The following is a 22,429-nucleotide window of genomic DNA, read 5'->3' as shown; positions in this document are numbered from 1 at the left end:
GTTTTTGCCTGGCGGAGAAATTATACACTTGCATAATTACTGGACTCGCGGCTTACTGCAATCGGAAATTTCAAGGTGACACAACAATGGACACAGCCACTGCCGCCGCATCCGTTCCGGAGACCAACACACGCCGCGAGGCAATCCGTGTGGAGGACCTGCACAAGTCCTTTGGCCATCTGGAGGTGCTCAAGGGTGTGGATCTGACCGCGCGGCAGGGGGATGTGGTGGCGATCATCGGCGGCTCGGGATCCGGCAAGTCGACCATGCTGCGGTGCATCAACTTTCTGGAGACGCCAAGCTCCGGCAAGATCGTGATCGGCGGCGAGGAAGTGGCGATGCGGGCTGATGGCAGCCCGGCCAATCAGAGACAGATCGAAAAGATCCGGACCAAGCTGGCGATGGTGTTCCAGCAGTTCAACCTGTGGACACACCGCACCCTGCTGGAAAACGTGATCGAGGTGCCGGTGCATGTTCTGAAGGTGCCCAAGGCGCAAGCAATTGAGCGCGCGCGCGAATTGCTGGAGCGGGTCGGGCTTGGCGGCAAGGAGGACACTTTCCCCGCGTATCTGTCTGGCGGCCAGCAGCAGCGGGCGGCGATTGCCCGGGCGCTGGCGGTGGATCCGTCGGCGATGCTGTTTGACGAGCCGACCTCAGCGCTGGACCCGGAACTGGTGGGCGAAGTGCTGACGGTGATCCGCGATCTGGCCGCTGAAGGGCGCACCATGCTGCTGGTCACCCACGAGATGAAATTCGCGCGCGAAGTCGCGAACCACGTTGTTTACCTTTACCAAGGACGCATCGAAGAGCAGGGGCCGCCTGCCGAGGTCTTTGGCAATCCGCAATCAGACCGGCTGAAGCAATTCCTGAGCTCAGTCGCCTGATCCACTATCACCAAAACAAAAAACCAACTGGGAGAAGAAGATGAAACTGAAAGCATTGCTTGCCGCCGGTGTTGCAGCTGCCGCGCTGACTGCCGGTGCCGCCGCCGCGGAACAGGTCAAGATCGGCATCGCGGCTGAGCCGTATCCGCCGTTTGCCTCGCTCGACAGCTCCGGCAACTGGGTCGGCTGGGAGGTCGAGGTGATCGGTGCCGTGTGTGCCGCTGCCGAACTGGACTGTGTGATCACCCCGGTTGCCTGGGACGGCATCATCCCGTCGCTGACCGGCCAGCAGATCGACGCCATCATGGCCTCCATGTCGATCACCGAGGAACGGCAGAAGACCATTGATTTCTCGGATCCTTATTACAACACGCCTGCCGTGATCGTGGCGGACAAGTCGATGGATATCGAACCTACGCCGGAATCGCTGGCGGGCAAGATCGTGGGCATCCAGGCCTCGACCATCCACCAGGCCTACGCGCAGGAATACTTCAAGGAGGCGGAGCTGAAGGTCTATCAGACCCAGGATGAGGCCAATCAGGACCTGTTTGCGGGCCGCATTGACGCGACCCAGGCGGACAGCATCGCAATGGCGGATTTCGTGGGCTCCGACACCGGCAGCTGCTGTGAGATCAAGGGCGCGGTGGCGGATGACCCGGCGATTCTGGGCCGCGGCGTCGGTGCCGGCGTGCGCAAGGGCGACGACGAGCTGCGCGAAGCGCTGAACAAGGGCATCGCGGCGATCCTGGCCGACGGCACTCACGAGAAGATCACTGCCAAATACTTCACCACCAGCATCTACTAAGGCGCTGACGTGACCGGACTGCTTGAATTACTGGGCCTTGGCGCCAGCGCGGAGTTGCTGTCGCTGTCAGGCTGGGGGGGCAACCTGCTGCGCGGGCTTGCCAACTCCCTGCAGATCGCTTTCGGCGCCTTTGGGCTGGGGCTGGTGATCGGGCTGTTCGGGGCCTATGGCAAACTCTACGGCGGGAAGGTCACGCGTGACCTTCTCGCCATTTACACCACGGTGATCCGGGCGGTGCCGGAACTGGTGCTGATCCTGATCCTCTATTACGTGGGCAGCGATATCATCAACAAAATCTCCGAAGGCTTGGACGGCGGCCGGGTTGAGATCAACGGCGTAGCGGCCGGCATCTGGGTCTTAGGCGTGGTGCAGGGGGCCTATGCCACCGAAGTGCTGCGCGGCGCCATCAAGGCGGTGCCTGTGGGTCAGATCGAGGCGGCGAAGTCCTATGGGATGCCCGCCTTCATGATCATGCGGCGGGTGACGATTCCGGCGATGATGAGTTTCGCGGTACCGGGGCTGGCGAACCTGTGGCTGATCGCCACCAAGGACACAGCGCTGCTGGCGGTGGTCGGCTTCAATGAACTGACGCTGGAAACCCGCCAGGCGGCAAGCAGCACCCGGGCCTATTTCACATTCTTCCTGGCGGCCGGCTTTCTGTACCTGATGGTGACGCTGTGCTCCGGCGCGGTCTTTGCCCGGGTTGAGAAATGGGCGCGGCGCGGCCAGCCCTCTCTGAGAGGGGGCGCGCGATGACCGGCCTGAAGGACCTGATGCAGCCGCACCGTATCGTGATGATGCTGGTGTTCGCGGGGATCGTGATCTGGTGCGCCTTCGCGCTGCGCTGGGACTGGATCCCGAAATACGCGCCTCTGGCGCTGGAGGGGCTGTGGACCACGATCTGGATCCTCGTTGTCTCCACGTTTCTCGGCTTCCTGCTGGCGGTGCCGCTGGGATTGGCGCAGGCGGTTGGCCCCTGGTATCTGTCTATTCCGGCGCGCACCTTCTGCACCATCATCCGCGGCACACCGCTGCTCTTGCAGATATGGCTGCTGTATTACGGGCTGGGGTCGCTGTTTCCGCAGTTTCCCTGGATCCGGTCGTCAGAGCTGTGGCCGTATCTGCGCCAGGCCTGGCCCTATGCGGTGCTGGCGCTGACCCTGTCCTATGCGGGCTATGAGGGAGAGGTCATGCGGGGGGCGTTTTCCGGCGTGGCCAAGGGGCAGCTGGAAGCCGCCAAGTCCTTCGGCATGCCGCGCTTCACCATGTTCCGCCGGATCTGGCTGCCGCAGGCGATCCGCAACGTGCTGCCGACATTGGGCGGCGAAACCATCCTGCAACTGAAGGCAACGCCGCTGGTGGCGACCATCACGGTGATGGAAATCTATGCGGTCTCCTCGCGGGTGCGATCTGATACGTTCATTGTCTATGAACCGCTTTTACTGCTGGCGCTGGTCTACATGGCGATCGCCGGTGTGATCGCATTTGCCTTCCGGCGGTTTGAGAAAGGCTGATTTACCCGTGAGTTAGGCCGCCCTTGGCCCGAGTGGCGGATGCTTCAAAAAATCAGGTTTATCTGACATACATCAAATAACGGCACGGAAGTTCCCTCTAGTGTCAGCGGCAAATGCAGCAAGGGAATCTTGTAACAGATGCCGCGCACCCCTTTCATATCGTCCGCCTTTCGCGCCGGGTTTTTCCGGCGGCTGGCGGGGATGTGCGCGGCTTTCATGCTCGTGCTGCAGGTGGCCTTTCCCGGTGCGGGGCAGGCCGCGAGCGGCGGAGAGTGGATCGAAATTTGCGGCGAGTTCGGCGTGGTGGAGATCCAGGTTTCAGGCGAAGGCAGCGGAGACAAGCAGGATTGCCCCAAATGCAGCACCTGCGCCTTGTGCGCGGCTGAGACCGGGTACGGGTCGGCAAGCGTTCAGGCATCCGGCATCGGCCGGGCGGCAAAATGTGCTGTGCTGCTGCCCGCAGGAACCGCGGTGCAGCCGAACCCGGCGCAATACTGGCATGACGGCCGCGGGCCTCCGCTGGCAGATAAAATAGAATCCGAACGCGCCCTGCGCGCGTCCGTGGCAGCCACTCAGAATAAAGGAGAGGCGCCATGGTCCTAACACGCGCCTTCCGGGGCTGCCTGACAGCCCTAGTGATGACATTCGCCGCCCTTTTTGCCGCGGCGGCTGAGGCAGACAGCCTCGACAGCTTCCTGAAAGAACTGACACCTGCCGACCTGGTGCCCGGCGCCGAGGCGTTCGGCCCGGTCCGCAGCGATGTGCCGGTGGCGCCGGTGCTGAAGGCGGGCGAGACCGTTGCCTATGCCTTTCTGACCTCCGATTTCGTCGGCACCACCGGCTACAGCGGCAAGCCGATCCATGTGGTGGCAGCCATTGACACCGATGCGGTGCTGACTGGCGTGAAGCTGGTCAAGCACTCCGAGCCGATCGTGCTGATCGGCATTCCGAACTCCAAAATGGTCAAGCTGACCGAAAGCTATGCCGGGCTCGACCTCAAGGCTGAGGCGGCGGCGGGCGGCGATGCCCATGACCTCGACATCATCTCGGGCGCGACGGTGACCATTATGGTGATCGACGACAGCCTGGTGCGCGCCGGCATCAAGGTGGCGCGTGCGCTGGGCCTGGGCGGGCTATCACCTGTGCAGCCGGACGGGCCGAAGCGAGAGGTCGACATGAACCGTGAGGAGGTCGCGGACTGGACCACGCTGGCGGGCGACGGTTCGGTGCGGCGGATGACGCTGGACGTGGGCCAGATCAATGCGGCCTTTGAGGCCACTGGCGACCAGCGGGCGATCCGGCGGCGTGAGCGCGGCGCGGCGGAAGAAACCTTCATCGACATGCATATGGCGCTGGTATCCGTTCCCTCCATCGGCAAGTCGCTGCTGGGCGAGGCAGAGTACCGGAACCTCAAGTCCTGGCTGAAGGAGGGCGAGCACGCCATCCTGGTGCTGGGGCGCGGCAGCTACAGCTTCAAAGGCTCGGGCTATGTGCGCGGCGGCATTTTCGACCGGATCCAGATGATCCAGGGCGATGCCTCAGTGCGGTTTTTCGACCGCCAGCACAAGCGGCTGGGCGGGCTGGCGACAGCAGACAGCCCCAGCTTTGCAGAGCTGGACCTGTTCAAAATCCCGGCAGACGCGGAGTTTGACCCGGCAGAACCTTTCCGCCTGCAGCTTCTGGTGCAGCGCTCGGTCGGTGCGCTGGAGCGGGCGTTCCTGACCTTTGATCTGGGTTACAAGCTGCCCGAGCAGTACCTGGTGCCCGCTGCGCCTGCGCCGAAGGTGGTGGAGGACGACACCGGCGAGGCCGCCGCCAAGGCCGCCCTGTGGCAGCGGATCTGGAAGGACCGGACGCTGGAGATCGGCGTGCTGGGTGTGATGCTGCTGGTGCTGACGGGGGTGTTCTTCTTCCAGTTCCAGGCAACCGTGAATGCGCGCACCTTTTACTGGTTCCGGATCGGATACCTGACCGTCACCCTGGTGTTCTTGGGCTGGTACGCCAACGCGCAGCTCAGCGTGGTGAACCTGATGGCGCTGGCTGGCAGCTTGCGCAGCGGTTTCTCCTGGGACGCCTTCCTGCTGGACCCGCTGGTGTTCATTCAATGGTTTGCCGTTGCTGCTGCGCTCTTGTTCTGGGGCCGGGGCGCCTATTGCGGCTGGCTGTGCCCGTTCGGCGCGCTGCAGGAGCTGACCAACAAGATCGCCCGCGCCCTGAGGGTGCCGCAGATCACCCTGCCGTGGGGCCTGCATGAACGCCTGTGGCCTGCGAAATACATGATCTTCCTTGGCCTGTTCGGCGTCTCGATGGTGTCGATCCCGCTGGCCGAAACCTATGCCGAGGTGGAGCCGTTCAAGACCGCGATCATCCTGAAGTTCGTGCGAGACTGGCCGTTTGTGGTCTTTGCCTTGACGCTGCTGCTGGCCGGGCTGTTCATCGAACGCTTCTACTGCCGCTACCTGTGCCCGCTGGGCGCGGCGCTTGCGATCCCGGCACGGGTGCGGATGTTCGACTGGCTGCGCCGTTACAAGGAATGCGGCAGCCCCTGCCAGACCTGTGCCAACGAGTGCCCCGTGCAGGCCATCCACCCGACAGGTGAGATCAACCCGAACGAATGTGTGAACTGCCTGCATTGCCAGGTTCTGTACCAATCCGAAGCCAAATGCCCGGTTGTGATCAAACAGCTGAAACGCCGGGCCAAGACCGGCAGCCCGGTTCCAGACGTTGCTCTGGGCCGGCCGCCGGCCAATCACCCCAACGCGAACAGGATCAAAGTTTCCTGAAGGAGGACACCATGTCTGAAGACCTGAAAAATAAACTGCCCGTCACCCGCCGCGGCCTCTTGGGGGCCACCGCCTCCGGTGCCGTTCTGGCGGCCACCGGTGCCGGCTCAGCCCTGCTGGGCGCCAAGCCTGCACAGGCGGCGGGCGTCAACCTGGAGCCGGGCGAGCTGGACGAATACTACGGCTTCTGGTCCTCGGGTCAGACCGGCGAGCTGCGCATTCTGGGCGTGCCGTCCATGCGTGAGCTGATGCGGATCCCGGTGTTCAACCGCTGTTCCGCCACCGGCTGGGGCCAGACCAACGAATCCAAAAAGATCCTGACCGAAGGACTGCTGCCGGAGACCAAGGAATTCCTGGCCGCCAACGGCAAGGAAACCTATGACAACGGCGACCTGCACCACCCGCATATGTCCTTCACCGACGGCACCTACGACGGCCGCTACCTGTTTATGAATGACAAGGCCAACACCCGCGTCGCCCGGGTGCGCTGCGATGTGATGAAATGCGACAAGATCATCGAGATCCCCAACGCCAAGGACATCCACGGGCTGCGGCCGCAGAAATTCCCGCGCACCGGCTATGTCTTTGCCAACGGCGAGCACGAGGCACCGCTGGTGAACGACGGCCAGATCCTGGATGATCCGTCGCAATACGTGAACATCTTCTCCGCCATCGACGGCGACACCATGGAAGTTGCCTGGCAGGTGATCGTCTCGGGCAACCTGGACAACACCGACTGCGACTATCAGGGCAAATACGCCTACTCGACCTCCTACAACTCGGAAATGGGCATGACCCTGGCCGAAATGACCGAGAACGAGCTGGACCACGTGGTCGTTTTCAACATTGCAGCCATTGAGGCAGCGATCGAGGCCGGTGAATATCAGGAGCTGAACGGTGCCAAGGTGGTGGACGGCCGCAAGGGCGCGCCGGGCAAGCTGACCCGTTACATCCCGATCCCGAACTCGCCGCACGGCATCAACACCGCGCCGGACAAGAAGCACGTCTGCGTCAACGGCAAGCTGTCGCCGACCGTTTCGGTCATCGACGTCGAGAAGCTGGACGCGCTGTTCGATGCGGATGCTGATCCGCGCTCAGCCATCGTGGCGGAACCGCAGCTGGGCCTTGGCCCGCTTCACACTGCCTTTGACAACCGCGGCTATGCCTACACCACCCTGTTCCTGGACAGCCAAGTGGTGAAATGGGACATCGCCAAGGCCATCGAAGCCTACGCGGGTGCCGATGTGGACCCGATCATGGACAAGGTCGATGTGCAGTACCAGCCGGGCCACAACTCCACCTCCATGGGCGAAACCGCTGAGGCGGACGGCAAGTGGCTGATCTCGATGAACAAGTTCTCCAAGGACCGGTTCCTGAATGTGGGTCCCCTGAAGCCCGAGAACGAGCAACTGATCGACATTTCCGGCGACAAGATGAAGGTGGTGCACGACGGCCCGACCTTTGCTGAGCCGCATGACTCGATCATCGTCCACCGCTCCAAGGTGAACCCGGCCAGCATCTGGGACCGCAACGACCCGATGTGGGAGGATGCGCGCAAGCAGGCTGAGGCGGATGGTGTCGATCTGGACGACTATCAGGACACCATTATCCGTGACGGCGACAAGGTGCGGGTCTACATGTCGAGCCAGGCGCCGAACTTCAGCCTTGAGAAGTTCACGGTGAAGCAGGGCGACGAGGTCACTGTCTATGTCACCAACCTGGATGATATCGACGACCTGACCCACGGCTTCTGCCTGTCGAATTTCGGCATCGCGATGGAAGTCGGGCCGCAGGCCACCGCCTCTGTCACCTTCAAGGCGGAGCGTCCGGGCGTGCACTGGTACTACTGCCAGTGGTTCTGCCACGCGCTGCACATGGAAATGCGCGGCCGGATGCTGGTCGAGCCGCGGAGCGCGTAACAATGAAATGGCTCCCGCCCATATCGCTGGTTGCGGCCCTTTGCGGCCTGGCGCCCGCCGGTCTGACACCCGCCTGGGCGGCGGAATGGGAGGTGCCCAACCGGGCAGGGGCCATCGCTGAAACACTGGCGCAGGCGGCGGATGGCGACACCCTCCGCCTCGCTCCCGGTGAATACGCCGCAACTTTGGTGCTGGACCGGCCTGTCACTCTGGACGGGCAGGGCCACGCCACCTTGGACGGGCAGGGCAAGGGATCGGTGATTACCGTGACCGGCTCTGGCGTAACCGTTCAGAACCTGACTGTCGTCGGCTCTGGTTCCTCGCATCAGGAGATCGACAGCGGCATCAAGCTGACCAAGACCGCAAAGGCGCCGCAGATCCTCAACAATGTGCTGCTGGGCAATCTCTATGGCGTGGATATTCATGGGGCGAAGGACAGCCTGGTGCAGGGCAACCGGATCGAGGGGCGCCTGGACCGGCACATGAACGCCCGCGGCAACGGCGTATACGTCTGGAACGCGCCGGGCGCGGTGGTGGACGGCAATGATATCCGCTTTGGCCGCGACGGGATCTTTGTGAACAGCTCCAAGAAGAACGCCTTTACCAACAACACCTTCCGCGACCTGCGGTTTGCCGTGCATTACATGTACGCCAACAATTCCGAGGTCTCGGGCAATGTCTCGATCGGCAACCACCTGGGCTATGCGGTGATGTTTTCGAAACGGGTCAAGGTGACCGGAAATGTCTCTTTGAACGACCGCGACCACGGGGTGATGCTGAACTACGCCAACCAAAGCGTGATCCGCGGCAACTATGTGAAGGGCGCCAAGGACAAATGCACCTTCCTCTATAACGCGCACAAAAACGATTTCTCCGGCAACTGGTTCGAGGGCTGCGGTATCGGCATCCACTTCACCGCGGGCAGCGACGGCAACCGGATGGTCGGGAACGCCTTTGTCGGCAACCGGCATCAGGTGAAATTCGTCTCCACTAAATGGGTGGAATGGAGCGAGGAGGGCCAGGGCAACTACTGGTCCGATTTCGCAGGTTTTGATGTGGACGGGGACGGCATCGCCGATGCGCCCTACCGTCCGAACGATAGCATGGACCATGTGCTGTGGACCCAGCCCGCGGCAAAACTGCTGATGGGATCGCCCGCGGTGCAGCTGGTGCGCTGGTCGCAATCGGCGTTTCCGGCGCTCTTGCCCGGCGGGGTGATCGACAGCCACCCGCTGATGCGGCCGGAGCGGCCTGAGGCCGCCAGAAAGGTTGAACAGGATGGATAACTCTCCGCTGCAAATCCGCGCGCTGGACAAGTTCCGCGGCAAGACCCAGGTGCTGCATGGCATCGACCTGGACATCGCGCCGGGCGAGCGGCTGGCGCTCTTGGGCCACAACGGCGCGGGCAAGTCGACACTGATCAAGGCGGTACTGGGCCTGATCCGGCATGAGGGCGGCAGCATCCGTATTTGCGGTGCGGCCCCCGGCAGTGCTGCGGCGCGGGCCGCGACCGCCTTTCTTCCCGAAGCAGTCAGCTTCCACCCGGCGCTGACCGGACATGAGCAGCTGTCGCTGTTTGCCCGCCTGGCCGGCGAACGCGCGGACATTGACGGCCTGTTGGAACGGGTTGGCCTGGGCGAGGCGATGCACCGCCGTATCGGTGCCTATTCCAAGGGGATGCGGCAGCGGCTGGGCCTGGCACAGGTGCTGCTGGGCCGCCCGAAGCTGGCACTGCTGGATGAACCCACCAGCGGCCTGGACCCGATCTCGCGCCAGGACCTCTATGCCATCATCAATGAGCTGGCTGAGCAGGGCGCGGCAGTGCTGATCGCCTCCCACGCGCTGACTGAAGTGGAGGCCCGCACCGACCGTATCGCCATCCTGCGCAAGGGGGTGAAGGTTGCAGACGACACGCTGGCGGGCCTGTCAGCCCAGGCCGGATTGCCTGTCAAACTGCGGGTGCAGGCCAGCGGCGCGCACGCCGACCGGATCGCAACAGAGACCGGCGGGCGGCGGATCAATGGCGCCTCGGTCGAAATCCTGTGCTCGCCTCAGGACAAGATGGCCGAACTGCGCAAGATCGCCGCCATGGGGGACGCCGTGGCCGATATCGACATGGTGCCGCCTCGGCTGGAAGACCTCTATCGCCATTACTCCGGGGAGGACCGCAAATGAGACGTGCCTTTGCCATTGCCCGTTCCGAGATGCTGATCCTGCGGCGCAACCGCTGGCTGTTCATGGCCACGCTGATCATGCTGGCCTTTGCGCTGGCGCTGTCCTTTGCCGGATCGGCGCCGACGGGAACGCTGGGGGTGGATATGCTGACGGTCTCCGTGGCTTCGATGACCACGCTGTCGGTTTACCTCGCGCCGCTTTTGGCGCTGATGATGGGGTTTGATGCGGTGGCAGGCGACCGCGACCGCGGCAGCCTCGCCCTGCTGCTGGCCTATCCCGCGGGGCGGGCTGAGATCCTCTTGGGCAAGCTGATGGCGCATCTGGCGGCCTTAGCTGTCGCCATGTGCATTGGATTTGGCGCTGCCGGGGCGGTTGCCGCATGGTTCGGCGGTGCGGGGGCGGAGAGCCTGATGGCATTGGGGCGGCTGGTGCTGACCTCGATCCTGCTGGGTGCGGTGTTCCTGGTGCTGGGCTATGCGCTGTCGGCGCTCAGCAGCGGGGCCACGGCTGCAGCCGGCCTGTCTGCGGGCGTGTGGCTGATGTTTGTGGTGCTTTACGACCTGGGTCTGCTGGGCGCGGTGGTGATGGACAGCGGCGGGGTCTTCACCCAGAAGATCTTCCCTTGGGTGATGGTCGCCAACCCGGCAGATGCGTTCCGGCTGTGGAATGTGGCGGCCTCGGAAAGCGTCGCCTTGTCCAGCGGCATGGCGGGCGCTGCCGGCGCCTTGCCCGGCTGGGCCGCACCGCTGTCGCTGCTGCTGTGGCCCGCGCTGGGCTTCCTGATGGCCTGGGCCGCGTTCCGGAGGGTGGAGCCATGAAACGCCTGATCCTTGCCGCTGCCCTGGTCCTTGCTGCCTGTCAGGAGGAAGAGGCCAAGGCGCCGCCCGCGCCGGTGGAACTGACCGCGACGGCGCTGAGCTATTTCTGCCAGATGAATGTTGCCGAACATGGCGGACCCAAGGGGCAAATTCATCTGGACGGCTTCCCGGCACCGCTGTTCTTTGCCCAGGTGCGTGATCTGGCCGCCTATATGAAAAGCCCGGAGCGGGATGCAGAGATCACCGCTGTATATGTCAGCGACATGGGCGCCGCGGCTAGCTGGGCCCAGCCCGGCACCCGTAACTGGATTGATGCCAGAGAGGCGCATTTTGTGGTCGGCTCTAACGTGGCGGGCGGTATGGGCGCGCCGGAGGTTGTGCCGTTTGCCTCCGCCGACGAGGCGGCGCGGTTTGCTGACCGCTACGGCGGATCCGTCGCCGGGTTTGAGGCCATACCCGACGACGCGGTCCTGGGACCGGTCGACCTGGATCAGCAGCTGGAAACACCTTCCTGAGAGCCAAGCAGCCCCGCGCCGGGCAGCTTCAGACCGCTACCGGGTGCAGTCTCATCTCCGCGGCAATCGCGTGGCCTTCCATGCCCTCCATCCGGCTGATACGGGCGGTGCGCTGCGCCAGTTCGTGCGACGCTTCTGAATTGCAGCGCTGCCAGGTGACTGTCTTGGTGAACTTATGCACCGAAAGCCCGCCAGTATAGCGCGCAGCGCCGCTGGTGGGCAGCACGTGGTTGGGGCCGGAAGTCTTGTCACCGAAGGACACAGTCGTCTCCTTGCCTAGAAACAGCGAGCCGTAGGCGGTGAGCCGGTTCAGCCACCAGTCGAGGTCTTCCGCTTGCACCTGCAGGTGCTCCGGTGCGTAGCGGTCGGCCACTTGCGCGGCCTCCTCGCGGCTGCCGCACAGAACCACCTCGGCGCGCTCGTGCCAGGCGCGGTGGGCGGCGGAGAGGTTGGGCTCCGGCAGTTGGTCTATCAGCGCCTGAGCGCGGGCCATGACGCCTTTGGCCAGCGCCTCATCGGTGGCGACCAGCCAGACCGGGCTGTCCGCACCGTGTTCGGCCTGGCTGACCAGGTCCCAGGCAACGGTTTCCACATCGGCGGTGCGGTCGGCGATCACCAGGGAATCGGTAGGGCCTGCAAACATGTCGATGCCGACTTCGCCGAACAGCATCCGTTTGGCTTCCGCCACATAAGAGTTGCCGGGGCCGACCAGGATGTCCGCGGGTTCAGCTCCGAACAGGCCCTGGGCCATGGCGGCAATGCCCTGCACTCCGCCCAGGTTCAGGATCAGGTCGGCACCGCACAGGTCCATGGCATAGATGATGGCGTCAGGAATGCCGCTGCCGGGGCGCGGAGGCGAGACCGCGGTGATATGCGGCACACCGGCAACCTTGGCGGTGGTGATCGTCATCAGCGCACTGGCGATATGGCTGTAGCGCCCGCCCGGCACATAGCAGCCTGCGCTGGAAACCGGGATTTGCTTCTGGCCCGCGATCAGGCCGGGGATCACCTCCACCTCGCACTCACCCATGGTGGCCTTCTGCGCCTCGGCAAAGCGCCGGATGTTGGCATGGGCGAACTGAATATCTTCCTTGGTCTGCTGCGAAACGCGGTTGCAGGCCGCGCGGCGCTGGGCCTCTGTCACCACGATCGGGCCGGTCCAGCCATCCAGCTTTTGCGCATACCGGCGCACGGCGTCTTCGCCTTCGCGCTGGATATTGGCGAGCATCACGGCGACGGTGTCGCGGATATCGCTGTTCTCGGCGGCCGGGCGCGGCTGGGCCTGTTTCAGATAGGTGATTGCCATGATCCATGTTCCTTGAAGGGCCGCCGGGTGTGCGGGTAAGCGCACGGCGCGGTTTGCGCTTTAAACAGCGCCCAAGGCCCCGAACGGTCAAGCCGGGGCCAACTGGTTTCGAGAAACACGAATGTTTGTTTCGAATTGCGCTCTGCCTTTACGGGTCTTTCGCGGGCAGCGTCCGGAACTCCTCGGCCAGCCAGGGGAAGCGTGCACTGATCGGGTCAGTGAAATGGTGGCACAGGGACTTTTGCAGCGCCTCGTGGATCAATTGCGAGGTGGCTGCCGGATAGACGTTTGTTGTGAACAGCGACACCGTGCGGGCAAAGCTCTTGCCCGGAAACCGAACCACCTTCACCTTGTCGTGGAAGCGCTGGGCGCGGTGGTAGCTGGCTGCGGTGGTCACGGTCCAGCCGCTGCTTTCGGCAACGAGGCCGATGATCGACTGGTTGCATTCCAGCTCAAACCGGTTTGGCAGCGAGATTTTAAGCCGGGTCAGCTGGGTTTCGATCTGTTTGCCGATGGTGTGGTCGCGGGAATAGCGCAGGAAGGGCAGCGGCGCTTCCGGCTTGGTCAGTTCCTCAATGCTGCCGGTGTACCCGGCCGGCACCACCAGAATGAACGGATCGCGCATCAAGGGGTACTCGATCAGATCCGGCAGCAGCCCGGCCGGGCGGGTGGCAACACCGGCATCCAGTTTCTGCTCCTGCAGTTTTGCGATGATCTCATGGCTGGGCCGGGTGTAGTGGCGGAAATTGCAGCGGGGCAGGGCGGTGGACAGGAACTGGAACAGCTCCGGGCCGACTTCATTGTCGAAATCATCCAGCAGCGCCATCCGCAGATCGGTGGCGTGCTGCCAGCTGCCGGAACGGATTTCCGCCTCGCCGCGCTTCAGTGTCATCAGCCCTTCATAGACATAGCGGGCAAAGACCACCCCGGCCGGGGTCAGCCCCATCGGGCGGCGGGTGTGATCCACCAGATCAACACCCAGCGCGCTTTCCAGGCTGCGCAGATGGTTTGAAACGGTGCTGATCGACAGGCCGGTTTCCGCAGCGACTTTTTGTATTGATCCGGACTTTGAAATAAGCTGGAACACTTCCAGCCACCTCAGGCTCAGGGATTTCTGCACAGGCTGCACCTCCTGTTCACCAATGTGTTTCCGTTAAAAACGAAACTAAGTTTTACTTTGGGCGGAAAAGCAACTTTATTCTACTGTGTATTTTCTTCCCGGATATGGTTTGCCGTGCAAAAATATATGTCCGAGGCCCGCATTGAACGGACCCGGAATTCCACTGGGAGGAGATCCAACATGATTAAAAAGTATCTGCTGACGACTGCTTATGCCGGTATCGCGGCCCTGTCTGCCTCGCAAGCCTCTGCCTTGGATGAGATCACCGTCGCCTATTTCCTTGAATGGCCGATGCCCTTCCAGTTTGCCAAGGCCAATGGCACCTATGAGGAGGAGATGGGCGTCAAGATCAATTGGGTGTCCTTCGATACCGGCACCGCGATGTCGGCTGCGATGGCCTCTGGCGACGTGCAGATTGCCGTGAGCCAGGGCGTGCCGCCGTTTGTGGTGGCAACTTCTGCCGGGCAGGATCTCCAGGCGGTGGATGTGGCGGTGAGCTATTCGGACAACGATAATTGCGTGGTGGCCGAGGCGCTGGAGATTGACAAGGACAGCGCCGGCGAGCTGAACGGCAAGAAAGTCGGTGTCCCGATCGGCACCGCGGCGCATTACGGCTTCCTGTCGCAGATGGCGCATTTCGGGGTCGACGTCGGCTCAATGGAGATCGTCGATATGGCACCTGCTGACGGCGCGGCGGCCTTTGCCCAGGGCAACCTGGACATGGTGTGCGGCTGGGGCGGCGCGCTGCGGCGGATGGTGGAGCATGGCAACGTGCTTCTGACCGGTGCGGAGAAGGAAGAGCTGGGCATCCTGGTGTTCGACGTGACCAGCGCACCCGCGGAGTTCGCCGAGTCGGAAGGCGAGCTGCTGAGCAAGTTCCTGAAGGTGACCGCAGATGCCAACGCCATGTGGAACTCCGGTGACAAGAAAGACGAGATGCTGCCGGTGATTGCCAAAGACGCCGGTATGGATCTTGCGGATGCCGAGGCCACCATCGCCACCTTCACCTTCCCGTCAGCAGAAGAGCAGCTGTCGGAGAAGTGGCTGGGCGGCGGCGCGCAGACATTCATGAAAGGCGTGGCAGACATTTTTGTGAATGCGGGCAGCATCGAGGCGGCGCTGGATTCCTATGAGGGCGCCGTCAACAGCGCTCCGCTGGAAGCCGCGCAGAACTGACCCGCAGCGGTCTGAAGATGTCGAACGGCCCGGTTTTCGGGCCGTTTGCATCCGGGGTTGCAGGGCGGATGCCGCAAGGCCCTAACAGGAAGGGGAGAAGATGTCGGGACTGGACATCAAAAATGTCTCCATGCGTTTTGACCTGCCCAACGGCAGTTCGGTCCAGGCGCTGAAAGACGTTTCATTGAATTTGCAGGCAGGAGAGCTGCTGTCGGTGCTGGGTCCGTCGGGATGCGGCAAGACCACGCTGCTGAATATCCTGGCGGGCTTTCTGGCCCCAACGGAGGGGGTGGTGGAGCTGAACGGCCACGTGGTGACCGGGCCGGACGCGGAACGCGGCATGGTGTTCCAGAGGGGCGCGCTGTTTGAATGGATGAATGTGCGCGACAATGTGGAATTCGGCCCCCGGATGAAGGGCATGGGCAGGGCGGAGCGGGAAAAGATCTCCGACCACCTGCTGGAAATCGTCGGCTTGCAGGACTTCAAGGAAAAGGCGGTTTACGAGCTGTCCGGCGGCATGCAGCAGCGGGTGGCGCTGGCCCGCTGCCTGGCGAATGAGCCGGACGTGATCCTGATGGATGAGCCGCTGGGCGCGCTGGACGCGCTGACGCGGGAAAAGATGCAAGGTTTGGTGCTGAAGCTGTGGAAGGAGACCGGCAAGACCATCATCCTGATCACCCACTCGGTTGAGGAGGCGCTGCTGCTGGGCGAACGGCTGATCGTGATGGCGCCGCGCCCGGGCCGTATCCACCGCGAGTACCAGCTGCCTTTTGCCGAGCGCGGGGTGAATGCCGATCTGCGCGACGTCAAGAAATCCGAAGGCTTTGCCGAGACCCGCGATGAGATCCTTTCGATGATCTGGGAGATGGAAGAGGAGATCATGGGCCGGACGGAGCAAGTGGCATGACGGTTCTGCTGTTCTACGTTGCGTTGTTCGCCGGCGCCTTCTTCCTGGTGAAATTCATTCGCAAGGGCATGCAGTCGCGGCATGATTTTACCAGCCTCAAGACCGTGACCTTCGGCGATGAAAGCGCTGTGAGCCCGGACCGGGCGGCGTCGATCATCTCGGTGCTGGTGATCTTTGTGATCTGGGCGGCCTTCACCGGCTCCAAGCTGTTTCCGCTTCATGTGCCAGGGCCGTTTACCGGCGAAACCACCTTTACCTATACGCTGGAAAACACCGAGGGCAGCACCGATGACGCGGAAGTTGCTGTCCGGGTGGCCGGGTTCGGCGAGGCAAGCCCCAAGTTCGAGGTGGACCCTGGCAACGGCTTTGCCAAAAACGATGCGCTGGCGGCGCAGGCCGGGCGGTCCACGACTCTGATCTTCGACCGCAATGATGAGGCCAAACGCAAGGAGGGCGCCAAGGTGGTCGCCATCAATGGCGAGCCGATCGGGCCTGGCACGGCTGTCGACACCGGCGATGGCACGGTGACGCTGACCGGCAAGGGCGCAATCAGCTTTACCCCCAGCGCCGGAATGCAGATGAACCCGATCTGGCTGCCGGCACCGGAAACGGTGGTGGCGCGGTTCTTTGAAATCGCATCCGAAGGATATCAGAACTTCTCGCTGTGGCAGCACCTGGGCTGGTCTCTGGCACGGGTGATTGCCGGGTTCGTTGCCGGCGCGATTGTCGGCATTCCGCTGGGCTATGCCATGGGCCTGTCCGGGTGGTTCCGCGGCTGGTTCGACCCGATTGTGGAATTCATGCGCCCGGTGCCGCCGCTGGCGCTGATCCCGCTGGTGATCATCTGGTTCGGCATCTGGGAAACCGGCAAGATCGTCCTGCTGTTCCTCGCCGCACTTTGGATCATGACGATTGCGGCGCGGGCCGGGGTGTCCGGCGTGAACATCTCAAAAATCCACGCGGCCTATTCGCTGGGGGCGTCCAAGTGGCAGATCATGCGCCATGTGATCGTGCCGAACTCGCTGCCGGAGATTTTTACCGGTGCGCGGGTCGCCATGGGCGTCTGCTGGGGCACGGTTGTGGCCGCCGAACTGGTTGCGGCGCAGAAGGGCGCAGGGATGATGATCATCGCCGCGTCCAAGTTCCAGCTGACCGATATCGTGATCATGGGCATCGTGCTGATTGGCATCATCGGCTATGGCATCGACATCCTGATGCGCAAGGCGGAGAGCTGGCTGGTGCCGTGGAAAGGCCGCAGCTGATCGCAAGCTGAAAACCGCAACGCAAACGCCCGGGCATTTCCCCGGGCGTTTTGCACTTCAGGACGGGTTCAGCCGCGAATGCGCTCAAACTCCGGGTCGTATGGAGACGGCGCGATGACGGTGGCAGGCACAAGATCACCGCAAAGGTCGAGCTGCATCGTGCTGCCTTCCACCGCAAGTTCCGGTTTCACAAAAGCATACGCCAGGTTCAGTCCCGTCCGGTGCCCCCAGTCGCCGGAGGTCACGGTGCCCACAACCTGATTCCCCTGCATCAGCGACGCGCCGCCATGTGCCGGGGCGCGGGTGGCATCCACTTGCAGCGTGACCAGTTTCTTGCGGACGCCTTCGGATTGGCGTTTCAGCAGGGCTTTGCGGCCGATGAAATCGTCTTTCTCCAGCTTCACGAACCGGTGCAGCCCGGTCTCGAACGGGTCGAACTCGGTGATCAGGTCGGCTTTCCAATGCAGGAAGCCCTTCTCCATCCGCATGGACTCGACCGCTCGGGCGCCAAAGAGTTTGAGGCCGTGCTCTTCGCCAGCCTTCCGCAGCGCCAGATAGGCGGCGTAGAGCGAGGCGTTGGGGACGTGGATTTCATAGGCCAGTTCGCCCGAAAAACTGACGCCCAACACGGTGGCAGGGGCAAAGCCTATGAAGCATTCACGCACCGACAGCCACGGGAAGGCCTCCCGCGACCAGTCGCCCCGGGCGCAGGCTGAAAGCACATCCCGTGCCCGGGTGCCGGCCAAGACCAGGATGGTCTGGTCATTGGTGAGGGAGCGGATCTGCACGTCCTCGCCGGGCCGGATGTGCTGGCTTAGCCAGTCCATGTCATGAGATTCACTGGCGGCGGCGGAACCGTACCAGATACGTTCGGGGCCTCTGTCAGAGGCAGGCAGGTTAGCGACTGTGGCCTCGCCCTTGACCATGCCATGGCGGTTCAACAAGTAGCCAAGCCCGACGCGGCCCGTCCGTTTGGTGACACTGCCGCAGAACATGCGGTCCAGGAATGCATGGCGGCCGGTTCCGGTGATCTCGAACCGGTTAAAGCCGTTGACCTCGGCCAGGCCAGCGTTCTCTTGCACGGTCTTCACCTCGGCGGCCACCACGCCGAAAGCCTCGTCAAAGTTGAAGGTGAGCGCGGCGTGAAAGTCAGGCGAGGGCTTGAAGTAATCTACCCGCTCCCAGCCGTTCACCACGGTGAACTCGGCGCCCTCGGCGGCCAGCACCGGCGTCAGCGGTGTGGTTTTAGCCGGGCGGCCCGCCGGACGATGCTCATGCGGGAAGTGGAAGCGGAATTCGTTCTGATAGTCCTCAATTGCCTTGAGCGCAGTCAATTCCACATTGGCATGGCCCGTAAAGCGGCGAGGATCGAGACACCAGGTGTCATAACACGCCTCGCCATGCACAATCATCTGCGCCAGCAGCCAGCCATGCCCGCCGCCTTCGCCTAGGCCCGCACGCAATCCGATGGCGCAGAAGGCGTTGCGTTTGCCGGGGATCGGGCCAATCAGCGGCGCACCGTCGATGGTGTAAGTGATCGGGCCGTTGACGATGGTGCGTATGCCCGTCTCGCGAAGGGCAGGCATCCGTTCAAATGCGCCCTCCAGCACGTCCATCACCCGGTCCAGATCATCGGGGCACAGGGCATTCACGAAGTTCGGGTCGATTCCGTCCATGCCCCAGGTCTTGCAACCCTGCTCGTAGAATCCGATCAGCAGGCCGTTCTTTTCCTGCCGGCAATAATAGTCCGAGATCGGGCAGCGGATCAGCGGCATCCGGTGGCCTGCCTCTTTGATGGCGGGGATGTCCTCGGTCAGAAAATACTGATGCTCCATCGAGGCGACCGGGTGATGCACCCCCATCATTGCACCGACCTCGTTCACCCGGTATCCGCAGGCATTGACGACGATATCGCAGTCGATATCACCGTGTTCCGTGTGCACGGTCCAGGTATCGTCCTTGTGCTGGGTAAGCGCGGTCACTGGCGTGTTGCGGTAAATCTCGGCGCCGGCCTTACGGGCCCGCCGGGTCAGGGCCTGGCACAACTGCGCCGGGTCGATGTCACCATCCAGCGGATCCCAAAGGCCGCCTGCCAGGTTGCAGGTGGAGATCAGCGGGTGGCGGCGGCCGCATTCCTCGGCGCTGATGATCTCGAAATGCACATCCATGCCGCGCGCCATCGAGGCGAAATGCCGGTACCCCTGCATCTGCGCCTCGGTATTGGCGAGCCTTATGCCGCCGTCGCCGTGGTGGTAGTTGATCGGATAATCCGGGTCCCCGGCCAGCTCCTTATAAAGGTTGATCGAGTGGGATTTGAGCCCGATCATGGTCTGGTTCGTGCCGAAGTTCGTCACCTGCGCTGCCGAATGCCAGGTGGTGCCGCTGGTCAGCTCGTCACGTTCGATCAGGACAACGTCGCTCCAGCCTTCCACGGTGAGGTGGTACAGAGTGGAGCAGCCGGCAATGCCGCCGCCGATCACCACAACCTTGGTGCGCGATTTCATAACGATGAGCCTCCGGGTAGGTCTGAACCGACTAAGCACCCGGAAGCAAGCGGCGGCAATGCGGCCGGCTGTTTTTCGCAGAAATTCGAAAGCGTGCTTGCAGGAACTCAGAATGACCAGCTTGCGATTGCCAACCGAAGGCCGCGGCAGGCACTGCGGTTAGGGTATTTGCCGCATAAGGCCATGAAACGGCAGAGCCTTAAGTCAAAAAAGGCGCACCCAGGGCACAGGCGGCCGGCCGCGGAAATATTGCGGGCTGAAACTTTCTTACGGGCTGAGATTTGGTCTTGCGGACCGTCAGCCTTGCGCCCCCGATACCAAGCGGGGCGTAACGGACCGCTGTTCCAAGGCGGCGCTGAGGCACACCGGATGGACCGCAACAGGCAGCAGAAGCGCGACGCCGCCGGGGCGAGGGGAAATCGCGCCGGTCCTGAGGAAATACATGCCCGTTGACGGCTCGGCCCGGGCAAACGCACACTGCCGGGCAACGGTGGAGCATATATCCTATGGAAATGTCGCAGATGGCCGCAAATTGTGCTGAAACTGGCGTCATGCCGAGGAGGTTGACCGGCAATCTGGCCTTATCATTTTTCCAAACTGTATCTGTCGGAGCTATGCAAGCCTCCGCAAGGTTTCACCGTTCAAAAAAGAAAATAATGAACACAAGTCCAAAGGGAGAATTGATCAAATGACTGTAAAGGCGAAAGTTTCGCGGCGCGGGCTGCTGCAGGGGGCGGGGGCTGCGGCTTTGGCGGCGCCGCTTTATTCGAAAAGCGCGCTGGCGTCTTCGGGGGAAGTGAACATCCTGATGTGGTCGGACTACCTGCCGCCGGAATTCATTTCCGGCTTTGAGGCCAAGACCGGCATCAAGGTGAACTACACCGGCATCGGGTCGAACGAGGAAATCATCAACAAGATGAAGGCCACCAAGGGCCAGGGCTTTGACATCGTCAGCCCGACCAACAACCGCTCGCTGCAGTGGGGGCCGCTGGAGCTGCTGAAGCCCTTCGACATGAGCAAGGTGAACATTGATGCGGTGAACCCGGCGATGGCCAAGATCGGCACCGATGCCTGGAACTTCGGCGGCCAGGGCGTGCATTGGCTGCCGCATATCTGGGGCACCGAGGGCATCGCCTACCGCACCGACAAATGGCTGCCCGCGGGCGATGCGCCGTCTTACGGCGACGTCTGGAGCGAGGAGAACGCGGGCAAGACCATGGGCCGGGCGCATTCGATGATGCTGGGCGCAGGCCTGTTCATGGAAGCCTCGGGCGAGATGGAGCCGGGCTCGATCTGGGCGGCTTATGACGACGAGGAGACCATGCGCAAGGTCTGGGGCCAGGTCACCGACTGGTGCGTGGCGCGCAAGGACCGGATCAAGCTGATCTGGAACGATGCCGACACCCAGAAGAACGGCCTCCTGAACGAGGGCGTGGTGGTCGGGCAGACCTGGGACGGCCCGCCGCTGGCGCTGAAATCCGCAGGCGAGCCGGTGCATTACCAGGCGCCGGTCGAGGGCGCGATGGCCTGGGTCGACGGCATGTCGATGCCGGTGGGGGCGCAGAACGAGGAGCAGGTCTATGCCTTCATCGACTATGCCTACCAGCAGGAGCCCGCAGGCAAGGCGATCGACAGCCACGGCTACAACTCGCCGGTGCTGGGCGCCGACAGCTTCTCCGGCGATGTCTACAAGAAGAACTTCGCCGAGGCCTATCCGGGCGACAGCCTGGCCAATCTGAACCCCTGGCCGGCCGAGGCGCCCTGGTACGCCGACGTGCGCACCGAGTTCGTCAACAAGTTCAAGAGCGCCTGACGCCCGGGCGCGCGATCACACCGGCCCCCGAACGGCGTCCCGGGGGCCGGCAGCGCGCCGGTGCGGCGCAGTAACATACCACCATGAAATGGGGAGGCAGGCCTGGCGGGGCCGGTGGCAGGCCACCGGACTGGCAGCTGCACCCTGGGGAGAAGCCAAATGAGTGCTGGGGTCGGCGTTGATCTCGAGAACCTGTGGATCCGCTTCGGCGACTTTGTTGCCGTGCGCGATGCCAATGTGACCATCAACGGGGGGGATTTCTTCTCCTTCCTGGGGCCGTCGGGCTGCGGCAAGACAACCATCCTGCGCGCGGTCTCGGGGTTTCTGGAGCCCAGCGACGGCCGCGTCCTGATCGGCGGCAGCAACATGAAGGGGATCGGGCCGAACAAGCGCCCGACGGCGCTGATCTTCCAGAACCTGGCGCTGTTCCCGCTGATGAAGGTCTGGGAGAACATCACCTTTTCGATGGAAATCAAGGGCGCCTCGGCCCGCGAGCGCCGCAAGCGCGCCGATGAGCTTTTGGACATGATCGCGCTGCCCGGCCAGGGCGGCAAGCTGCCCTCGGAACTGTCGGGCGGCCAGCGCCAGCGGGTGGCGATTGCGCGCGCCCTGTGTGCAGAACCCGATGTCCTGCTCCTGGACGAGCCGCTGTCAGCCTTGGACCTGAAGCTGCGCCAGCACATGCGCACCGAGCTGCGCGAGATCCAGCAGCGGGTCGGCATCACCTTCATCTACATCACCCACGACCAGGGGGAGGCGCTGACCATGTCCGACAACATCGCGGTGATGAAGGCGGGCGTGATCGACCAGATCGGTGACGGCAAGACCATCTACAACGACCCCGCCACCGCCTTTGCCGCGTCTTTCGTGGGCGAAAACAACGTCTTCCGCGGCAGGATCAAGCGGGTGATGGGCGATGAGGCGCTGA

At 63.0% G+C, this 22,429-nt stretch carries 20 protein-coding genes; 16 read left to right on the top strand and 4 right to left on the bottom strand.

From position 1 onward, the window contains the following. The first annotated feature begins 86 nt into the window (after window positions 1–86). Genes ACTRWG_RS11250 through ACTRWG_RS11235 form a run of 4 tightly spaced genes read left to right on the top strand, consistent with a single transcriptional unit; the run spans window position 87 to window position 3,203 of the window. Window positions 87–884: an ABC transporter ATP-binding protein gene (locus tag ACTRWG_RS11250; RefSeq protein ID WP_027236587.1), complete on the top strand. Its 798-nt coding sequence runs from the start codon at window positions 87–89 to the stop codon at window positions 882–884. Between the two features lie 40 nt (window positions 885–924). After that, window positions 925–1,689, top strand: coding sequence for a transporter substrate-binding domain-containing protein (locus tag ACTRWG_RS11245; protein WP_027236588.1), 765 nt, complete (start codon window positions 925–927; stop codon window positions 1,687–1,689). 9 nt (window positions 1,690–1,698) lie between these two features. Next, on the top strand, window positions 1,699–2,445 hold the full coding sequence (locus ACTRWG_RS11240) for an ABC transporter permease (protein WP_462829330.1): 747 nt from the start codon (window positions 1,699–1,701) through the stop codon (window positions 2,443–2,445). Continuing rightward, window positions 2,442–3,203, top strand: a complete 762-nt coding sequence (locus ACTRWG_RS11235; RefSeq protein ID WP_260001297.1) for an ABC transporter permease — start codon at window positions 2,442–2,444, stop codon at window positions 3,201–3,203. Before ACTRWG_RS11240 ends, ACTRWG_RS11235 begins: the two co-directional genes overlap by 4 nt. A 44-nt stretch (window positions 3,204–3,247) precedes the next feature. On the opposite strand, the gene ACTRWG_RS11230 is transcribed toward ACTRWG_RS11235, so the two are convergent. Beyond that, window positions 3,248–3,421, bottom strand: coding sequence for a hypothetical protein (locus ACTRWG_RS11230; protein WP_462829329.1), 174 nt, complete (start codon window positions 3,419–3,421; stop codon window positions 3,248–3,250). On the opposite strand from ACTRWG_RS11230, the gene ACTRWG_RS11225 reads away from it, so the two are divergent. Genes ACTRWG_RS11225 through ACTRWG_RS11195 form a run of 7 tightly spaced genes read left to right on the top strand, consistent with a single transcriptional unit; the run spans window position 3,420 to window position 11,413 of the window. Beyond that, the gene (locus ACTRWG_RS11225; protein ID WP_462829328.1) at window positions 3,420–3,806 is read left to right on the top strand and encodes a hypothetical protein; all 387 of its coding nucleotides are present in this window, start codon (window positions 3,420–3,422) and stop codon (window positions 3,804–3,806) included. The genes ACTRWG_RS11230 and ACTRWG_RS11225 overlap by 2 nt on opposite strands. Further along, on the top strand, window positions 3,797–5,986 hold the full coding sequence (locus tag ACTRWG_RS11220; protein WP_462829327.1) for a 4Fe-4S binding protein: 2,190 nt from the start codon (window positions 3,797–3,799) through the stop codon (window positions 5,984–5,986). Before ACTRWG_RS11225 ends, ACTRWG_RS11220 begins: the two co-directional genes overlap by 10 nt. A gap of 11 nt (window positions 5,987–5,997) precedes the next feature. Continuing rightward, window positions 5,998–7,905: a TAT-dependent nitrous-oxide reductase gene (nosZ, locus tag ACTRWG_RS11215; RefSeq protein WP_462829326.1), complete on the top strand. Its 1,908-nt coding sequence runs from the start codon at window positions 5,998–6,000 to the stop codon at window positions 7,903–7,905. 2 nt (window positions 7,906–7,907) lie between these two features. Next, entirely contained in the window at window positions 7,908–9,191 is a 1,284-nt protein-coding gene (locus ACTRWG_RS11210) for a nitrous oxide reductase family maturation protein NosD (RefSeq protein WP_462829325.1), read from the top strand. Next, window positions 9,184–10,080 carry an ABC transporter ATP-binding protein gene (locus ACTRWG_RS11205; protein WP_259967237.1) on the top strand — a complete coding sequence of 299 codons (897 nt, stop codon included), beginning with the start codon at window positions 9,184–9,186 and terminating at the stop codon, window positions 10,078–10,080. Before ACTRWG_RS11210 ends, ACTRWG_RS11205 begins: the two co-directional genes overlap by 8 nt. Continuing rightward, entirely contained in the window at window positions 10,077–10,898 is an 822-nt protein-coding gene (locus tag ACTRWG_RS11200; protein WP_027236596.1) for an ABC transporter permease, read from the top strand. Before ACTRWG_RS11205 ends, ACTRWG_RS11200 begins: the two co-directional genes overlap by 4 nt. Beyond that, entirely contained in the window at window positions 10,895–11,413 is a 519-nt protein-coding gene (locus ACTRWG_RS11195; RefSeq protein ID WP_027236597.1) for a nitrous oxide reductase accessory protein NosL, read from the top strand. Before ACTRWG_RS11200 ends, ACTRWG_RS11195 begins: the two co-directional genes overlap by 4 nt. A 28-nt stretch (window positions 11,414–11,441) precedes the next feature. Here the strand turns inward: ACTRWG_RS11195 and hisD are convergent, their stop codons facing one another. Together hisD and ACTRWG_RS11185 are read right to left on the bottom strand one after the other, a co-directional pair. Then, a complete protein-coding gene (gene hisD / locus ACTRWG_RS11190) occupies window positions 11,442–12,719 on the bottom strand; it encodes a histidinol dehydrogenase (protein WP_027236598.1) in 1,278 nt (425 codons plus the stop codon). A 148-nt stretch (window positions 12,720–12,867) separates the two neighbouring features. Beyond that, on the bottom strand, window positions 12,868–13,839 hold the full coding sequence (locus ACTRWG_RS11185; protein WP_027236599.1) for a LysR family transcriptional regulator: 972 nt from the start codon (window positions 13,837–13,839) through the stop codon (window positions 12,868–12,870). Between the two features lie 180 nt (window positions 13,840–14,019). Here ACTRWG_RS11185 and ACTRWG_RS11180 point away from each other — a divergent pair, with 180 nt between their 5' ends. The 3 genes from ACTRWG_RS11180 (at window position 14,020) to ACTRWG_RS11170 (ending at window position 17,184) form a co-directional block, all read left to right on the top strand. Continuing rightward, complete coding sequence (locus ACTRWG_RS11180) at window positions 14,020–15,015, top strand: taurine ABC transporter substrate-binding protein (RefSeq protein WP_027236600.1); 996 nt, start codon at window positions 14,020–14,022, stop codon at window positions 15,013–15,015. Between the two features lie 100 nt (window positions 15,016–15,115). Next, complete coding sequence (locus tag ACTRWG_RS11175; protein WP_027236601.1) at window positions 15,116–15,922, top strand: taurine ABC transporter ATP-binding protein; 807 nt, start codon at window positions 15,116–15,118, stop codon at window positions 15,920–15,922. Next, on the top strand, window positions 15,919–17,184 hold the full coding sequence (locus tag ACTRWG_RS11170) for an ABC transporter permease (protein WP_027236602.1): 1,266 nt from the start codon (window positions 15,919–15,921) through the stop codon (window positions 17,182–17,184). The genes ACTRWG_RS11175 and ACTRWG_RS11170 overlap by 4 nt, the downstream gene beginning before the upstream one ends. 68 nt (window positions 17,185–17,252) lie before the next feature. On the opposite strand, the gene ACTRWG_RS11165 is transcribed toward ACTRWG_RS11170, so the two are convergent. Further along, window positions 17,253–19,688, bottom strand: coding sequence for a GcvT family protein (locus ACTRWG_RS11165; RefSeq protein WP_027236603.1), 2,436 nt, complete (start codon window positions 19,686–19,688; stop codon window positions 17,253–17,255). A gap of 688 nt (window positions 19,689–20,376) precedes the next feature. Here ACTRWG_RS11165 and ACTRWG_RS11160 point away from each other — a divergent pair. Then, window positions 20,377–21,501 carry an extracellular solute-binding protein gene (locus ACTRWG_RS11160; RefSeq protein ID WP_259970788.1) on the top strand — a complete coding sequence of 375 codons (1,125 nt, stop codon included), beginning with the start codon at window positions 20,377–20,379 and terminating at the stop codon, window positions 21,499–21,501. A gap of 159 nt (window positions 21,502–21,660) precedes the next feature. Then, window positions 21,661–22,429 (top strand): ABC transporter ATP-binding protein (locus ACTRWG_RS11155; protein ID WP_462829324.1); only part of this gene is annotated, 769 nt, incomplete at its 3' end.

It is taken from the genome of Leisingera sp. G5_S3_59_S7 (assembly GCF_054968485.1).
The sequence above is the reverse complement of the archived record's forward strand: the minus strand, read 5'-3'. Positions and strand labels throughout refer to the sequence as shown.

What these genes read in the sequence shown, in the direction of transcription:
- ACTRWG_RS11250 (WP_027236587.1), top strand. Translation starts at nt 87, where the DNA reads ATGGACACAGCCACTGCCGCCGCATCCGTTCCGGAGACCAACACACGC.
- hisD (WP_027236598.1), bottom strand. Translation starts at nt 12,719, where the DNA reads ATGGCAATCACCTATCTGAAACAGGCCCAGCCGCGCCCGGCCGCCGAG.
- ACTRWG_RS11235 (WP_260001297.1), top strand. Translation starts at nt 2,442, where the DNA reads ATGACCGGCCTGAAGGACCTGATGCAGCCGCACCGTATCGTGATGATG.
- ACTRWG_RS11200 (WP_027236596.1), top strand. Translation starts at nt 10,077, where the DNA reads ATGAGACGTGCCTTTGCCATTGCCCGTTCCGAGATGCTGATCCTGCGG.
- ACTRWG_RS11220 (WP_462829327.1), top strand. Translation starts at nt 3,797, where the DNA reads ATGGTCCTAACACGCGCCTTCCGGGGCTGCCTGACAGCCCTAGTGATG.
- ACTRWG_RS11195 (WP_027236597.1), top strand. Translation starts at nt 10,895, where the DNA reads ATGAAACGCCTGATCCTTGCCGCTGCCCTGGTCCTTGCTGCCTGTCAG.
- ACTRWG_RS11245 (WP_027236588.1), top strand. Translation starts at nt 925, where the DNA reads ATGAAACTGAAAGCATTGCTTGCCGCCGGTGTTGCAGCTGCCGCGCTG.
- ACTRWG_RS11230 (WP_462829329.1), bottom strand. Translation starts at nt 3,421, where the DNA reads ATGAAAGCCGCGCACATCCCCGCCAGCCGCCGGAAAAACCCGGCGCGA.
- ACTRWG_RS11160 (WP_259970788.1), top strand. Translation starts at nt 20,377, where the DNA reads ATGACTGTAAAGGCGAAAGTTTCGCGGCGCGGGCTGCTGCAGGGGGCG.
- nosZ (WP_462829326.1), top strand. Translation starts at nt 5,998, where the DNA reads ATGTCTGAAGACCTGAAAAATAAACTGCCCGTCACCCGCCGCGGCCTC.
- ACTRWG_RS11175 (WP_027236601.1), top strand. Translation starts at nt 15,116, where the DNA reads ATGTCGGGACTGGACATCAAAAATGTCTCCATGCGTTTTGACCTGCCC.
- ACTRWG_RS11170 (WP_027236602.1), top strand. Translation starts at nt 15,919, where the DNA reads ATGACGGTTCTGCTGTTCTACGTTGCGTTGTTCGCCGGCGCCTTCTTC.
- ACTRWG_RS11180 (WP_027236600.1), top strand. Translation starts at nt 14,020, where the DNA reads ATGATTAAAAAGTATCTGCTGACGACTGCTTATGCCGGTATCGCGGCC.
- ACTRWG_RS11210 (WP_462829325.1), top strand. Translation starts at nt 7,908, where the DNA reads ATGAAATGGCTCCCGCCCATATCGCTGGTTGCGGCCCTTTGCGGCCTG.
- ACTRWG_RS11165 (WP_027236603.1), bottom strand. Translation starts at nt 19,688, where the DNA reads ATGAAATCGCGCACCAAGGTTGTGGTGATCGGCGGCGGCATTGCCGGC.
- ACTRWG_RS11205 (WP_259967237.1), top strand. Translation starts at nt 9,184, where the DNA reads ATGGATAACTCTCCGCTGCAAATCCGCGCGCTGGACAAGTTCCGCGGC.
- ACTRWG_RS11225 (WP_462829328.1), top strand. Translation starts at nt 3,420, where the DNA reads ATGCTCGTGCTGCAGGTGGCCTTTCCCGGTGCGGGGCAGGCCGCGAGC.